The organism is Burkholderia mycopellens (assembly GCF_964265025.1).
Lineage (GTDB): Bacteria > Pseudomonadota > Gammaproteobacteria > Burkholderiales > Burkholderiaceae > Burkholderia.
This window is the reverse complement of the sequence record NZ_OZ183802.1, coordinates 3,108,362-3,122,986: the sequence shown is the minus strand read 5'-3', so window position 1 is coordinate 3,122,986 and position 14,625 is coordinate 3,108,362. Positions and strand designations below refer to the sequence as shown.

Below are 14,625 nucleotides of genomic sequence, written 5' to 3'. Positions count from 1 at the left end.
GCCGCGATGCCATGGATGTGACATCGCGGCGCGCAGTGCCGTACGCGGATGTGCGGGCTTTAGACCGGATGTGCGAGGTCGGCGGCGCTCGTGAACGAGTCCGCGTAGAACTCGTCGGCCGGCAGCGCGTGGTGTTGCGTGAAATCGCGCTGCGCGGATTCGACCATCACCGGCGCGCCGCATGCATACACCTGGTGGCCCGACAGATCGGGGAGGTCCTCGATCACCGCGCGATGGACGAAGCCCGTGCGGCCCGTCCACTGGTCGCCGGCGTCCGGCTCGGAGAGCACCGGCACGTACTTGAAGTTCGGAATCTCGCGCGCCCACTGCTCGGCGAGCTCGCCGAGGTAGATGTCCTTCTTGCGGCGCGCGCCCCAGTAGAGCGTCATCGGGCGCGTGATGCCCGTGTGCTTCACGTGCTCGATGATCGCCTTGATCGGTGCGAAGCCCGTGCCCGATGCGAGCAGCACGATCGGCTTGTCGGAATCTTCGCGCAGGAAGAACGTGCCGAGCGGGCCTTCGAAGCGCAGGATGTCGCGCTCCTTCATCGCGCCGAACACGTGGTCGGTGAACTTGCCGCCCGGCATGTGGCGGATATGCAGCTCGATCGGGCCCTCCTCGTGCGGCGCGTTCGCCATCGAGTAGCTGCGGCGCGAGCCGTCCTTCAGGATGAACTCGACGTACTGGCCCGCGAGATACTGCAGGCGTTCGTTGGCGGGCAACTGGAGCTTCACGACCATCACGTCGTCGGCCTTGCGCTCGAGTGCGGCGATCCGGCACGGCAGCTTCTTGACCTGCACGCCGTCGACGCCGGCGATCTCACGCACGTCGATCTCGAGGTCGCACTGCGCCTTCGAGCAGCACAGCAGCGCGAGGCCGCGCGTGCGCTCGTCGTTGGACAGTGCCGACGCGGCGTGCGGGCCCTGTTCGATCTGGCCCGACACGATCTGGCCCTTGCATGAGCCGCACGCGCCGTTCTTGCAGCCGTACGGCAGGTGGACGTTCTGGCGCAGCGCAGCGGCCAGCACGGTTTCGTCCGACTCGACCTGGAATTGCCGGCCGCTTTGCTTGAGAGTGACGTTGAATGCCATAGAACCAAACTAGAACAAAATGTGGGGACCGTGCATGTCGAGCACGGCAGCTACAATGCAAACCCGTTGCGCGTCGCGCAACGGTGGCTACTGATTTCGCAACCAACATGATCGCGACTCGAATCCTGCGCCGGCCGCGCGCACTGATCGTCGGCTGTGGCGACGTCGGCATGCGCTGCGTCGCGCAATGGCGCGACACGCGCCGCAACCTGCGGGTCTTCGCGCTGACGAGCCATCCGGCCCGCCGCGACGAACTGCGCGCCGCGGGCGCGACACCGATCGTCGGCGATCTCGACCGCCGGGCGACGCTCGGCCGCCTCGCGGGTCTGGCCCGCACGATCCTGCATCTCGCACCGCCGCAGTCCGATGGCCGCGACGACCGGCGCACACGTGCGCTGATCGCCGCAACGACCGTGCCTGCACGACGGCCACCGGTGCCGCCGGCACCGGCGGTCGGCCGGCTCCGAACGCTGCGCACCGCTGCCCGACAGGCCGGCGCGCCCGTTCGGGCAGCGCGTATTGTACCCGACGGCCTTTATGCGCCGAGGCTCGTCTACGCCAGTACGACGGGCGTTTACGGCGACTGCGGTGGCGCGCGCATCGACGAGACGCATCCGCTGCGCCCCGCGAATCCGCGCGCGTTCCGGCGCGTGTCGGCCGAGCGGCAACTGCGTGCGGCGACGGTGCGCGGCGTGCTGTCCGCACGCATCGTGCGCATTCCGGGCATCTACGCGGCAAACCGTCTGCCGGTCGCACGGCTCGAGCGCGGCACGCCGGCGCTCGAACCGGCCGACGACGTCTACACGAACCACATCCACGCGGACGATCTCGCGGCGATCCTGCGCCGCGCGGCCGAGCGGGGCAAGCCGGCGCGCGCCGTGCATGCGTCGGACGACAGCGAACTGCGGATGGGAGAGTATTTCGACCGGGTCGCGCAAGTGCTCGGCCTGCCGAGGCCGCCACGCGTCAGCCGCGCGGACGCCGAGCGTCAACTCGAACCGACACTGCTGTCGTTCATGCGCGAGTCGCGGCGCCTGTCCAACGCACGGCTGAAGGCCGAATTGTGCGTGACGTTGCGCTATCCGACCGTAGACGATTTCCTTCAAACGCTCGCGCCGGGCAGCGCGTCAGGTCAGCGCCGGTAACGCCTCGATCAGCAGGAAGCACAACAGCGCGCCGATCAGCGCGCCAATCAGGTTCGGATGATATTTGTGCTTCAGGTGCATCGCGGCCAGCAGCCCGCCGATCACGATGACACCGACGACCGCGAACGCGATCGTCACGTACGACAGTTCAAAAGAATGGTTGATGTTCATGATGTCTCCCCTGCATCGCTGCTCGTACAGCTTGTGATTCGAGTATAGCGGGGGAACATACGGCCGAGATGCGGCCGGACGTCGAACGGTCGTGCGGATTTTCCCTTACAGGGTTTTGACGGGATTGCGCAGCGCTGAAAGGTCGGCGCCATCGAGCCAGCGCCACGCACCCGGTGCAAGATCGCCCGGCAACGCGAAGCCGCCGATGCTTTCGCGATGCAGCGCTTCGACGCGATTGCTCGCCGCCGCGACCATGCGCTTGACCTGGTGATACTTGCCTTCGAGGACGGTCAGCACGAGCGCGTGCGTGTCGCGCGCGTCGGCGGCGACCGCCGCGATCGGCTTCGGCTCGCCGTGCAGCTGCACGCCGGTGCGCAGCATGTTCAGCTGCGTGTCGTCGAGCGGGTGGCGCACGGTCGCCACGTAGGTCTTCGGCACCTTGCGCTTCGGCGACGTGTACGCGTGCACGAACTGGCCGTCATCGGACAGCAGCAGCAGGCCCGTGGTGTCCTGGTCGAGACGACCGACGCACTGCACGCCGCGCGCGACGAGCGGCGCGGGCAGCAGGTTGAACACGCTCGCGTGGTGTTGCGGATCGCGCGAACACTCGTAGCCGGCCGGCTTGTTGAGCGCGAGATACGCGTGCGCGTGGAACGGCCACGCCGTATCGTCGACCGAGAACACGAGGCCGTCGGTATCGAAGCCGGCGTCGGGGTCGGTCGCGCTGGTGCCTGCCACGGTGACGCGGCCCGCTTCGATCAGGCCGCGGCACTGGCGGCGCGAGCCGAAGCCCTGGGTGTAGAGAATGCTTTCGAGATCCATAGCGCGCGCATTCTATCAAGCGATGGCGCGCGACCGGCATGAACGCGCATGCGCTGGTAAGCTGCCGGTACGCCGCGCGGCGCGCGGCGCCCGTTCATTCTTCACGGAAAGTCCATGCCCTTTGCTTCGTTCCCGTTCGGCCGCAAGGCCACCGCCGTCATCGTTGCCGCGACCGTATCGACGGCCGCGTTCGCGCACGCGCACCTCGCGAAGAGCGATCCGGCGGCGGGCGCGGCGGTGGCGGCCGCACCCGCCGCCGTCACGATCGACTTCACCGAGCCGCTGGAGCCGGCGTTCAGCTCGATCGTCGTCGTCGACGGCGACGGCAAGACGGTGTCGGACGGCCGCGCGCGCATCGACGCGTCGAACCGCAAGCGGATGACGGTGCCGCTCACGGCGGTCGGCACGGGCGCCTATACGGTGAAGTGGGTGGCCGTCGCGACCGACGGGCACCGCACGCAGGGCGCGTACGGCTTCAGCGTGAAGTGACGCAACGGCGGCGGCAGGCCCGTGCCAGGGCTGCCGCCGCTCCTATCCGACAGGGAGTCCCGCATGAATCCGACGACGCTCGACGCACTCGCCGATTTCCCCCGTCTGCTCGAAGCCCATTTCGCGGCCGTACCCGACGGCTACGCGCGCTGGACGCCCGACGACTGGGCCGGGATTCCGAGCGAGCATTTTTCGCCGCTCGGGCAGCTCTGCCACGTGCGCGACATCGAGATCGACGGTTATCACGTGCGGCTGCGGCGGATGCTCGACGAAGACCGGCCGCTGCTCGCGTCGATCGATGGCGACGCGCTCGCGATCGAGCGCCGCTACAACGACGCGTATGCGTCCGACGTGCTCGCGGCGATCCGCGAAGCGCGGCGCGAGACGCTGGACCTCGTGTCGCGCCTCACGCCCGAACAGTTCGCGCGCACCGGGGTGTTCGACGGCTACGGTTCGCTGACCGTGCGCGGGCTCGTCCACTACCTGTGCAGCCACGACCAGCAGCATCTGGCCGGCATGCAATGGCTGCTCGGCAAGATCGACGCGACGCTGTACGCGCGCTGAGCCGGCCGGCATCGGCGCAATCCATCGATCGCAGATTCCGGCGCGGTTGTCGGTGCGGCAGGCCGCACTGCCGCGCTTCGATTGGATCGTTTTTCTGGATAATCCATCCAGTCGCGACCGGCTGACCGGTGCGTCGCGCGTGCCTACACTCCAAGCTTCGTTCAACGAGAAAAGGAGTCAACCGTGGCAACTCATACGCTCGCAGGCAAGGTCGTCCTGATCGCAGGCGGCGCAAAGAATCTCGGCGGCCTGATCGCGCGGGATCTGGCGAGCCACGGCGCGAAGGCCGTGGCGATTCACTACAACAGTGCCGCATCGCAGGCGCAGGCCGAGGAGACGGCTACCGCGGTGCGTGCGGCCGGCGCGGAAGCCGCAACGTTCCAGGGCGACCTGACGACGGCCGCCGCGGTCGAGAAACTGTTCGACGACGCGAAGCAGCGCTTCGGCAAGATCGACATCGCGATCAACACGGTCGGCAAGGTGCTGAAGAAGCCGTTCACCGAGATCAGCGAGGCCGAGTATGACGACATGTTCGCGGTCAACAGCAAGTCGGCGTTCTTCTTCATCAAGGAAGCGGGGCGGCACCTCGAGGATCACGGCAAGCTCGTCACGCTCGTGACGTCGCTGCTCGGCGCGTTCACGCCGTTTTATGCGGCGTACGAAGGGTCGAAGGCGCCGGTCGAGCATTTCACGCGCGCGGCGTCGAAGGAATACGGCGCGCGCGGGATTTCGGTGACGGCCGTCGGGCCGGGCCCGATGGACACGCCGTTCTTCTACCCGGCCGAAGGCGCCGATGCGGTCGCGTATCACAAGACGGCGGCCGCGCTGTCGCCGTTCAGCAAGACGGGCCTGACCGACATCGAGGACGTCGTGCCGTTCATCCGCCATCTCGTCACCGACGGCTGGTGGATCACGGGCCAGACGATCCTGATCAACGGCGGCTATACGACCAAGTAACCGACCCGGCAACGGGCCGCGCGGCGCACCGCAATGGCGCGTTTGCGTGGACAATGGACGGGCGCGTGGCCTCGCGGCTGCGCGCCCGTTTTCTCGGTGCCGCCGGACCTCGCCGCGACGCGCGACGGCTGGCGGCGGCATTCGTCCGAATCTACGTTCCCTGCCGATGGACAAGCTGGATCAGGTCAGAATCTTCCTGCAGGTTGCCGAGATGGGCAGCTTCATCAAGGCCGCGCATGCGCTCGACGTGCCGCGCGCGACCGTGTCGGCGGCTGTTCAGCAGCTGGAGACGGGGCTCGGTACACGTCTCTTGCACCGCACGACACGCCAGGTGCAACTGACCGCCGACGGCGCGCTGCTGTTCGAACGCGGCCGGCGCCTGCTCGCGGAGGCCGACGAGCTCGACCGCCTGTTCCGCCGCCGCGACCGCGACGTGATCGGCCGGCTGAACGTCGACGTGCCGAGCCGGATCGCGCGCCGCGTGGTCGCGCCCGCGCTGCCGTCGCTGTTTCACCGGTACCCGAAGCTGCAACTGTCGCTTGGTTCGACGGATCGTTCGATCGATCTCGTGCAGGAAGGCGTCGACTGCGCGATTCGTGTGGGGCGGCTCGCGGACAGCAGCCTCGTCGTGCGGCCGCTCGGGCAGTTCACGCTGATCAACTGCGCGAGCCCCGACTACCTGCGCGAATGCGGCGTGCCCGAGCATCCGGATGCGCTCGCGCACGGGCACTGGGCGATCGGCTATGCGTCGCCGACGACCGGGCGCGAGCTCGGGTGGGAATACTGGGTGGACGGCGAGCGGCACACGCTGACACTGCCGAGCCGCGTGATCGTCAACAACGCCGAAACCTATATCGCCAGCTGTATCGCCGGGATGGGACTGATCCAGATTCCGCGCTTCGACGTCGAACATCTGCTCGACAGCGGCGCGCTCGTCGACGTGATGCCCGGCCACCGCGCCGAGCCGATGGACGTGTCGGCCGTGTACCCGCACCGGCGGCACCGGTCGCGCCGGCTCAATGCATTCGTCGATTGGTTCGGGGAACTGATGGCGGACGCGTTGACCGGGGCAGCGGTCGGGAAGGGCGCGGAAGGCGACTGATCGGGTCGGTTGATGTGCGCCGTATACCGACGCGCTTGCTTCAGTCTGCCCGCGCCGCGAACCGCCGGCTGCGCCCGGTTTCCCGCACCGCATCGATCAATGCCGCGCCGGCGCCGTCCGGTTTCGCCGCGAACGCGTAGAAGCGCGCGGCCGGCAGCGCCGGCAGACCGTCCTGCGGGCCGCATTCGCGCAGGCCGTCGCGCAGCTGGCTGCGCGCCAGTGCGGTGACCGCGAAACCCGCGAGCGCGGCCGACACGCAGCCGGCCATGCTGCTGCTCTCGAACAGCACGCGGAACGGCCGCAGTGCAGCGGCAAGTGCCGCTACGGCGGCTTCCCGATAGACGCACGGCTGCGGAAACAGCGCGAGCGGCACGTCGTCGCCGGCGTCGAGTGTGCGATCCGACGCGAACGCCCACACGAGCGGTTCTTCCCACAGCAGTTCGCCTGGCGTGTCGACCTGCCGGCACTGCTTGCCGAACACGACGTCGAGCCGGCCGAGCGTCTGCTCGCGCAGCAGGGACGCGGTGATGCCGACCTTCAGCTCGATCGACGTGCGCGGGTGGCGGTCGCGAAACGTGCGCAGCACCCGCGGCAGCCACGCGCCCGCGAAATCTTCCGACGCGCCGACCCGCAGCGGCCCGTGCGCCGGCGCGCCGCGCAGCCTCGCGCGCACTTCGCGCTCCATGTCGACGATGTTGCGCGCGTATGCGTACAGCGTGTCGCCGGCTGGCGTAAGCGCGATGCGGCGTGTCGTGCGCGCGAGCAGCACCGTGCCGGCCGCTTGTTCGAGCCGCTTGATGTGGCCGCTGACGGCCGACGGCGTCAGTGCGAGCCGTTCCGCAGCCGGCGCGAACCCGCGGCTGTCGACGACTTCGAGGAAGGTGCGCAGCAGCGTGATGTCGAGCGACGTCGACGCGGGGTCGGTCAGCGGGGCCATGGATCGATTCAACGCAATATTCAAAGAATGAACAATGATACTCCGTGAATCGTGATGAAAGGCCGGCCTACCATCGTGTACTCGGATCGCCCTCACGGAGTGCACGATGACGACCTATGCGCATGCGACGACCGCGTCGCTCGACATTGCCTATCTCGAATGGAACCCGCGCGGCGAACGCGTGGCCATGCTGCTGCACGGCTGGCCGGACAGCCCGGTTGGCTGGAACGCCGTGGCGGCCGCACTCGCTGCGCGCGGCTACCGGGTGCTCGCTCCCGCGCTGCGCGGCTTTGCGCCGACCCGCTTTCGTGACGCATCCGCGCCGCGTAGCGGCCAGCTTGCGGCGCTCGGGCGCGACCTGCTCGACTTCGTCGATGCGCTTGGCATCGAGCGGCCCGTGCTGGTCGGGCACGACTGGGGCGCGCGGGCGGCCGCGAACGCGTGCGGGCTGCGCGATGGCGCCGCATCCCATCTCGTGATGCTGTCGGTCGGGTACGGCACCAACGATCCGGGGCAGCCGCTGTCGCTGCAGCAGGCGCGCAACTACTGGTATCACTGGTTCATGGCGACGCCGCGCGGCGAGCAGGCGTTGCGCGACGATCGTCGCGCGTTTGCCCGCTTGATGTGGGATACGTGGTCGCCGCCGGGCTGGTATCGCGACAGCGATTTCGAGGCGGCCGCCACCGCGTTCGACGGGCCCGACTGGCTCGACGTCGTCCTGCATTCGTACCGGCATCGGTGGGGATTCGCGCCGGGCACGCCGGCCTATGCCGATGACGACGCACGCCTGAATCCCGCGCCGGTGCTGGCGCTGCCGACACTCGTGCTGCACGGCGGCGCGGACACCTGCAATCATCCGGACAGCTCGGCTCGGCGCGAGCAGTTCTTCGCGGGGCGCTACGCGCGGCAGGTGCTGGACGGCGTCGGCCACTTTCCGCAGCGCGAGGCGCCGGCGGCGGTCGCCGACGCGATTCTCGGGTTCTGCGGGCAAGGCTGATGCGCGCTGTTGTGGCCGGCGCGTAGCGGATCCACAGCCGACGCGGGCCGCGAGCAGGTCGGCGAGGCCGATGTTCCTGAACGTCTCGCGGCGAAGGCGATCGCCGACGCGGAACACCTCCTCCGTGCCGTCCTGCGCCGGATCGACGAACACATGGTACGGGCGCTTGCCGGCTGACGGTCAACGATACGGGCATGCCGCTTGGCGCGTGCCTGGGCGGCGCGGGGATCGCGCAGTTGCTGGAACTCTATGCGCGCGACATCCTCGCCGACGGGCGGCTGGTGCTGCTGCCGGAATGGGCGGACGAGACGTTTCCGCTCTATGCGTATCGCCACGCGTCCAATCTCGTTTCCACGAAGGTGCGCGTGTTTCTCGACTTCGTGCGGGCACTGATGGCCTGAGTGGGCAGGCGCGGGGCGGTCCCGCGCGTTCATTCGGTGCGATGCGGAATGCTGTCCGGGAACGGGTAGGGTGCGTGCGGGCCCGGCCAGTCGGGCACCGGCGGCGCGGTCAGTACGTCGCACCCGGCCAGCATGAGCGCCAGTGCCACGGCGAGCGCGCGGCGGCAGAGCGAAGATGAAATCGTGCGCATGGACATAGCGTGCCTCCGTGTCGCGCATCCTCATGATGCTTAAGACTGTTGAGCGGGGGCACGCGTTGCGGCGCGCACGGCAAAAACAAAAAACCCGCGAAGCGGCGAGCTTGCGCGGGTTTCGGGAGGCGCAGCGCGTCACGCTGCGAGAATGCTGGTGCCCAGGGCCGGAATCGAACCGGCACGCCTTGCGGCGGGGGATTTTGAGTCCCCTGCGTCTACCAATTTCACCACCTGGGCTTGATCCTGTCCGCGCATGTGATTGTGCGCGGCGAAACGCGGATTATGTCCGAAATTCCGACGCCGGGCAAGCTGCCCGGTTGCCCGGCACATACGTCACTGGCTCAGGTAGACGAACCGGCCCTGTTTGACGATCCCCATCACGCTCGCGCGCTGGTCGAGCCCCACATGATCCTTGTCGCTCGTGTTGACGACGCCGTTCGGTACGACGAGCTCGTGCGCGCGTTCCAGCTCGCGCCGCAGCGCCGCGCGGAACGCGGGCGTGCCGGGCTGCGCGGCCTTCAACGCGCGGCCGACCGCGTCGGCGAGGCGCGGGTAGACGCCCGCGGCGTCTCCCGCGAACTGCGTGACCGTTCCGGCGCCGTACTTCGCCTCGTATGCGTCGACGAACGCGAGCGCCGCCTTGCGGGCCGGATGATCGGCCGGCAGCGTGCGCGCGACGACCACCGGCTGGGTCGGGAACAGCGTTCCGTCGACGTCCTTGCCGCCAAGCTTGATGAATTCCGGCGTCGCGATCCCGTGCGTCTGGTAGACCGGGCCCTTGTAGCCGCGTTCGATCAGCGTGCGTTGCGGCAGTACGGCCGGCGTGCCGGAGCCCGCGATCAGGATCGCGTCGGGCTTCGCCGCGATCAGCTTCAGCGCCTGGCCCGTGACGCTCGCGTCGGTGCGGTTGAAACGCTCGGTCGCGACGACGCGGATCTTGCGCAGGTCCGCGAAGCGCGTGAACTCGTTCAGCCAGCTTTCGCCATAGCTGTCCGCGAAGCCGATGAAGCCGACCGTCTTCACGCCGTGGTTGGCCATGTAGCGCGTCATCACGTCGGCCATCGCCCGGTCGCTCTGCGCCATCTTGAAGGCCCAGGTCCGCGCGCCTTCCTGCGGCTCGACGATCGCGCCGGAGCCGACCAGCGTAATCATCGGCGTTTGCCCGGCGGCCACCGCATCGAGTGCCGCGAGCGCGGCCGGCGTGATGTTCGGCCCGACCACGACGTCGACATGATCCTCGTCGACCAGCTTGCGGATGTTGCGCACCGCGGTGCCCGGGTCGGACGCATCGTCGAGCACCGTCACCTGGACGGGCTGCCCGGCGATCGTCTTCGGCCACATCAGGATCGCGTTCTTGCTCGTGATGCCGATCGCGGCGGCCGGGCCGGTCGACGACAGGTCGACGCCGACCTTCAGGTCGGCATGCGCGGTGGCGCAGGCCAGTACGAGGGCGCCGGCCGTGGCGCGGCGCAACAGGGCGGTAAGCGTCATGCGGAATTCTCCGTCGGACAGCAAAAAGGGGCGCGATGTGCGCCCCCGTGTTTATACACGCCGCTCAGAGTTCGTACGATTCGGATTCGCCCTTGAGCGCCTGCTCGATCAGCTTGCGGTTCAGCGTCGGCGACAGCAGTTCGACGAGCGTATACACATAGCTGCGCAGGTAGGCGCCCTGCTTGAGCGCGACGCGCGTCACGTTGCTGCCGAACAGGTGGCCGACCGGGATCAGCCGCAGGTTGCGGTCGCGCTCGGGATTGAACGCGATGTCCGCCATGATGCCGACGCCGAGGCCGAGTTCGACGTAGGTCTTGATCACGTCGGCGTCGATCGCCTCGAGCACGATGTCCGGCGAGAGGCCGCGCAGCGCGAACGCGTGGTTGATCTTCTTGCGGCCCGCGAACGCATCGTCGTACGTGATCAGCGGGTACTGCGCGAGATCGTCGAGCGTGACCGGCTTGCGTTCGAGCAGCGGATGGTCGGCCGGCACGACGGCCGCGTGGTGCCACTGGAAGCAGGGCAGCGACACGAGTTCCTTGTAGTCGGAGATCGCCTCGGTCGCGATCGCGAGATCGGCCTGGTCGTGGATCACCATCTCGGCCACCTGCGTCGGGCTGCCCTGCAGGATCGACAGGTGCACCTTCGGGAAGCGCTTCTTGAACTCGGCGATCGCGGCCGGCAGCGAGTAGCGGGCCTGCGTGTGGGTCGCGGCGATGGTCAGGTTGCCCTGATCCTGTGCTGCATAATCCTTCCCGACCCTTTTAAGGCTTTCAACCTCCTGGAGAATCCGCTCGACCGACGCGAGGATGATCCTGCCCGGCTCGGTGAGCGAGCGCACGCGCTTGCCGTGCCGCGTGAAGATCTCCACGCCCAGCTCGTCCTCGAGCTCGATGATCGCCTTCGATACCCCCGGTTGCGACGTGTAGAGCGCCTTGGCGGCCTCGGTGAGATTGAAATTCTGCCGGACGGCCTCGCGCACGAAGCGAAATTGGTGCAGGTTCATTTATAACCCTTCCGCATATCAACAGAATTTTTTAGTCGTTTGAAATATAAGGCGAGTTTATTACGATTCACCGGAGTTTTTCAAATATGGATATCTGTTTTCGTCATTAGCAATCCACCCGGCAGCGGATGGCTGCAGTGACGACGCAACGGAGATTCGGGCGCGACGTGGCTAGGACGTCGCGCGGTCACCACGAAAACCCCTGGGGTCCCCGAATGTATCAGTACGACCAATACGACCAGACGATCGTCGACGAGCGTGTCGCGCAGTACCGCGATCAGGTGCGCCGCCGCCTGTCGGGCGAGCTGAGCGAAGACGAGTTCCGTCCGCTGCGTCTGCAGAACGGCCTGTACATGCAACGCCACGCGTACATGCATCGCATCGCGATTCCGTACGGCAACCTGCGCAGCGACCAGCTCCGGATGCTGGCGCGCATCGCCCGCGAACACGACCGCGGCTACGGCCATTTCTCGACCCGCTCGAACATCCAGTTCAACTGGATCCAGCTCGAAGACACGCCCGAGATCCTCGCGAAGCTCGCGTCGGTGCAGATGCACGGCATCCAGACCTCGGGCAACTGCATCCGCAACATCACGGCGGATCAGTTCGCGGGCGTCGCCCAGGACGAGGAGATCGATCCGCGTCCGTGGTCGGAAATCCTGCGCCAGTGGTCGACGTTCCATCCCGAATTCGCGTGGCTGCCGCGCAAGTTCAAGATCGCGGTGTCGGGCTCGACGCACGACCGCGCGGCCGTGCAGATCCACGACCTCGGCGTGTACCTGAAGAAGAACGCGCAGGGCGAGGTGGTCGCGAGCATCCTCGCGGGCGGCGGCCTCGGCCGTACGCCGATCATCGGCGCGGTGATCAAGGAAGACCTGCCGTGGCAGCACCTGCTCACGTATTGCGAAGCCGTGCTGCGCGTGTACAACCGCTACGGCCGCCGCGACAACCTGTACAAGGCGCGCATCAAGATCCTCGTGAAGGCGCTGTCGCCCGCGAAGTTCGCGCAGCAGGTCGAGGAAGAGTGGCAGCACCTGAAGGACGGCCCGTCGACGCTCACGCAGGCAGAAGTCGACCGCGTGTCGCAGTACTTCCAGCCGCCCGTCTACGAGAAGCTGGCCGACACCGACGCATCGTTCGAACAGCACCTGCTCGAGAACAAGGCGTTCGCGCGCTGGGTCGAACGTAACGTCGCGCCGCACAAGGTGGCCGGCTATGCAGCCGTCACGCTGTCGCTGAAGGATCACCGTGTCGCGCCGGGCGATGCGACCGACCAGCAGATGGATCTGGTGGCCGACTGGGCCGATGCGTACTCGTTCGGCGAGCTGCGCGTGTCGCACGAGCAGAACCTGATTCTCGCGAACGTGAAGAAGCGCGACCTGTTCGCGCTGTGGGAAAAGGCGAAGGCCGCCGGCTTCGCGACGCCGAACATCGGCCTGCTGACCGACATCATCGCGTGCCCGGGCGGCGATTTCTGCTCGCTCGCGAACGCGAAGTCGATCCCGATCGCGCTGGCGATCCAGCAGCGTTTCGACGATCTCGACTATGTGTACGACCTCGGCGACCTGTCGCTGAACATTTCCGGTTGCATGAACTCGTGCGGTCACCACCACGTCGGCAACATCGGCATCCTCGGTGTGGACAAGGACGGCGCCGAGTGGTACCAGGTGTCGCTCGGCGGCGAGCAGGGGACGGGCCGGAACGGCGCGCGCCTCGGCCGCGTGATCGGGCCGTCGTTCTCGGCGGAAGAAGTGCCCGACGTGATCGCGAAGCTGATCGACACGTTCGTCGAATCGCGCATCGACGGCGAGCGCTTCGTCGAGACGTACGACCGCATCGGCATCACGCCGTTCAAGGAGCGCGTGTATGCGGCGCGCCAGGCAGTGAACGCGTAACCAACCGGGTACAAGGAATTAGCAGATGGCTTCGATTATCAAGAACCGTGCTGTGATCGACGATGCATGGCAGGTCGTGCGCGCGGCGGAAGACGGCGCACTGCCCGCGGTCGACGCGTTGCCGGCCGGCAAGGTGCTGGTGCCGTTCGCGTTGTGGCAGGCCGAGCGCGCCGCGCTCGTCACCGCGAAGACGAAGGACGAGCTCGGCGTGTGGCTCGCGCCGGACAGCGAGCCGGCCGATCTTGCGGCCGATTTCGGTGCGATTTCGCTGGTTGCCGTCGACTTCCCGCGCTTCGCGGACGGCCGCGGCTACAGCATCGCGCGCCTGCTGCGCGAGCGCCACGGCTGGACGGGCGAGCTGCGCGCGATCGGCGACGTGCTGCGCGACCAGTTGCTGTACATGTCGCGCTGCGGCTTCGACGCATTCGCGGTGCGCGCCGACAAGGACATCCACGACGCGCTGAATGCGTTCACGGAATTCACGCAGCGTTATCAGGGCGCGTTCGACCAGCCCGAACCGCTGTTCCGCCGCCGCGCCGCGTCGGCAGAAGCGAAGGTGGGCGCATGAGCACCGCGACCGCCACCACGCTGACGCCGGAGCTCGCCGCGAAGGTCGAGCGCCTCGACGCGCTGCTCGCGCAGATCGGTGCCCGTCACGAGAAGGTGAAGTTCGCGAGCAGCCTCGCGGCGGAAGACATGCTGCTCACGCATGCGATCCTGTCGAAGGGCGTGCGAATCGGCATCTTCTCGCTGAACACGGGCCGCCTGCACGCGGAAACGCTCGGCATGATCGACCGCGTGCGCGAGCGCTACGGCTACGAGATCGAGCAGTTCCATCCGCAGCAGGATGCGGTCGACCAGTATGTTGCGGAGCACGGCCTGAACGCGTTCTACGAGAGCGTCGAACTGCGCAAGTCGTGCTGCCACATCCGCAAGGTCGAGCCGCTGAATCGCGCGCTCGCGGACGTCGGCGCATGGGTCACGGGCCAGCGCCGTGAGCAGTCGGTCACGCGTGCCGAACTGCACGAGGAAGAACAGGACGAAGCGCGCGGGATCGCGAAGTACAATCCGCTCGCTGACTGGACCGAGAGCGATGTGTGGGCGTACCTTGAAGCGTTCGACGTGCCGGTGAACCCGCTGCATGCGCGCGGCTACCCGAGCATCGGCTGCGAGCCGTGTACGCGGGCGATCCGTCCCGGCGAGGACAGCCGCGCGGGCCGCTGGTGGTGGGAGTCCCGCGATACGAAGGAATGCGGGCTGCACATCACGACGATCACGCCGATTCCCGCGGAAGCCGGCGCCACGCACTGAAAGCCTGACAAGAAACTGACTATTGCGCCGCCTGCGACAGCGGGCGGCACGA

General features: G+C 67.6%; 16 protein-coding genes, 1 tRNA gene and 2 pseudogenes. 10 read left to right on the top strand and 9 right to left on the bottom strand.

The window, feature by feature from the left end:
• Positions 1-59 precede the first annotated feature (59 nt).
• Positions 60-1,091, bottom strand: a complete 1,032-nt coding sequence (locus tag ACPTTC_RS14535) for a CDP-6-deoxy-delta-3,4-glucoseen reductase (RefSeq protein ID WP_039368138.1) — start codon at positions 1,089-1,091, stop codon at positions 60-62.
• Positions 1,092-1,198: 107 nt separating this feature from the next.
• Here ACPTTC_RS14535 and ACPTTC_RS14530 point away from each other — a divergent pair, with 107 nt between their 5' ends.
• Complete coding sequence (locus ACPTTC_RS14530) at positions 1,199-2,236, top strand: NAD-dependent epimerase/dehydratase family protein (protein WP_226198721.1); 1,038 nt, start codon at positions 1,199-1,201, stop codon at positions 2,234-2,236.
• Here ACPTTC_RS14530 and ACPTTC_RS14525 read toward each other — a convergent pair.
• Together ACPTTC_RS14525 and ACPTTC_RS14520 are read right to left on the bottom strand one after the other, a co-directional pair.
• The gene (locus ACPTTC_RS14525) at positions 2,219-2,407 is read right to left on the bottom strand and encodes a hypothetical protein (protein ID WP_226198722.1); all 189 of its coding nucleotides are present in this window, start codon (positions 2,405-2,407) and stop codon (positions 2,219-2,221) included. The two genes, ACPTTC_RS14530 and ACPTTC_RS14525, sit on opposite strands and share 18 nt — an antisense overlap.
• A gap of 105 nt (positions 2,408-2,512) precedes the next feature.
• Positions 2,513-3,229, bottom strand: a complete 717-nt coding sequence (locus ACPTTC_RS14520; protein WP_423392878.1) for a pseudouridine synthase — start codon at positions 3,227-3,229, stop codon at positions 2,513-2,515.
• Positions 3,230-3,343: 114 nt separating this feature from the next.
• Between ACPTTC_RS14520 and copC the strand changes: the two genes are divergently transcribed.
• From copC to ACPTTC_RS14500, 4 genes are all read left to right on the top strand, one after another.
• Complete coding sequence (copC, locus tag ACPTTC_RS14515) at positions 3,344-3,718, top strand: copper homeostasis periplasmic binding protein CopC (RefSeq protein WP_423392877.1); 375 nt, start codon at positions 3,344-3,346, stop codon at positions 3,716-3,718.
• Positions 3,719-3,781: 63 nt separating this feature from the next.
• Positions 3,782-4,282 carry a DinB family protein gene (locus ACPTTC_RS14510; RefSeq protein ID WP_423392876.1) on the top strand — a complete coding sequence of 167 codons (501 nt, stop codon included), beginning with the start codon at positions 3,782-3,784 and terminating at the stop codon, positions 4,280-4,282.
• 183 nt (positions 4,283-4,465) lie between these two features.
• Positions 4,466-5,239, top strand: a complete 774-nt coding sequence (locus ACPTTC_RS14505; RefSeq protein ID WP_423392875.1) for an SDR family oxidoreductase — start codon at positions 4,466-4,468, stop codon at positions 5,237-5,239.
• Positions 5,240-5,405: 166 nt separating this feature from the next.
• Entirely contained in the window at positions 5,406-6,341 is a 936-nt protein-coding gene (locus ACPTTC_RS14500; protein WP_423392874.1) for a LysR substrate-binding domain-containing protein, read from the top strand.
• Positions 6,342-6,381: 40 nt separating this feature from the next.
• Here the strand turns inward: ACPTTC_RS14500 and ACPTTC_RS14495 are convergent, their stop codons facing one another.
• The gene (locus tag ACPTTC_RS14495; RefSeq protein ID WP_423392873.1) at positions 6,382-7,278 is read right to left on the bottom strand and encodes a LysR family transcriptional regulator; all 897 of its coding nucleotides are present in this window, start codon (positions 7,276-7,278) and stop codon (positions 6,382-6,384) included.
• Positions 7,279-7,384: 106 nt separating this feature from the next.
• Here ACPTTC_RS14495 and ACPTTC_RS14490 point away from each other — a divergent pair, with 106 nt between their 5' ends.
• Positions 7,385-8,275, top strand: coding sequence for an alpha/beta fold hydrolase (locus tag ACPTTC_RS14490; RefSeq protein ID WP_423392872.1), 891 nt, complete (start codon positions 7,385-7,387; stop codon positions 8,273-8,275).
• A gap of 36 nt (positions 8,276-8,311) precedes the next feature.
• Here the strand turns inward: ACPTTC_RS14490 and ACPTTC_RS14485 are convergent.
• Positions 8,312-8,449 (bottom strand): annotated as a pseudogene (locus ACPTTC_RS14485) (oxidoreductase); the annotation flags it as partial.
• Here ACPTTC_RS14485 and ACPTTC_RS14480 point away from each other — a divergent pair.
• Positions 8,440-8,676: pseudogene (locus ACPTTC_RS14480) on the top strand (LysR substrate-binding domain-containing protein); the annotation flags it as partial. The pseudogenes ACPTTC_RS14485 and ACPTTC_RS14480 sit on opposite strands and share 10 nt — an antisense overlap.
• Positions 8,677-8,705: 29 nt before the next feature.
• Here the strand turns inward: ACPTTC_RS14480 and ACPTTC_RS14475 are convergent.
• The 4 genes from ACPTTC_RS14475 to ACPTTC_RS14460 all read right to left on the bottom strand — a co-directional run bounded on the left by ACPTTC_RS14475 (position 8,706) and on the right by ACPTTC_RS14460 (position 11,367).
• Positions 8,706-8,873, bottom strand: coding sequence for a hypothetical protein (locus tag ACPTTC_RS14475; RefSeq protein ID WP_423392871.1), 168 nt, complete (start codon positions 8,871-8,873; stop codon positions 8,706-8,708).
• 149 nt (positions 8,874-9,022) lie between these two features.
• Positions 9,023-9,107, bottom strand: a tRNA-Leu gene (locus ACPTTC_RS14470).
• Positions 9,108-9,203: 96 nt separating this feature from the next.
• Complete coding sequence (locus ACPTTC_RS14465; protein ID WP_423392870.1) at positions 9,204-10,361, bottom strand: ABC transporter substrate-binding protein; 1,158 nt, start codon at positions 10,359-10,361, stop codon at positions 9,204-9,206.
• Between the two features lie 64 nt (positions 10,362-10,425).
• A complete protein-coding gene (locus tag ACPTTC_RS14460) occupies positions 10,426-11,367 on the bottom strand; it encodes a CysB family HTH-type transcriptional regulator (RefSeq protein ID WP_014896306.1) in 942 nt (313 codons plus the stop codon).
• Positions 11,368-11,582: 215 nt separating this feature from the next.
• Here ACPTTC_RS14460 and ACPTTC_RS14455 point away from each other — a divergent pair, with 215 nt between their 5' ends.
• Genes ACPTTC_RS14455 through ACPTTC_RS14445 form a run of 3 tightly spaced genes read left to right on the top strand, consistent with a single transcriptional unit; the run spans position 11,583 to position 14,573 of the window.
• On the top strand, positions 11,583-13,262 hold the full coding sequence (locus tag ACPTTC_RS14455) for a nitrite/sulfite reductase (RefSeq protein WP_175971236.1): 1,680 nt from the start codon (positions 11,583-11,585) through the stop codon (positions 13,260-13,262).
• Positions 13,263-13,287: 25 nt separating this feature from the next.
• On the top strand, positions 13,288-13,830 hold the full coding sequence (locus tag ACPTTC_RS14450) for a DUF934 domain-containing protein (RefSeq protein WP_423392869.1): 543 nt from the start codon (positions 13,288-13,290) through the stop codon (positions 13,828-13,830).
• Complete coding sequence (locus ACPTTC_RS14445) at positions 13,827-14,573, top strand: phosphoadenylyl-sulfate reductase (RefSeq protein WP_175950984.1); 747 nt, start codon at positions 13,827-13,829, stop codon at positions 14,571-14,573. The genes ACPTTC_RS14450 and ACPTTC_RS14445 overlap by 4 nt, the downstream gene beginning before the upstream one ends.
• The last annotated feature ends 52 nt before the right edge of the window (positions 14,574-14,625 follow it).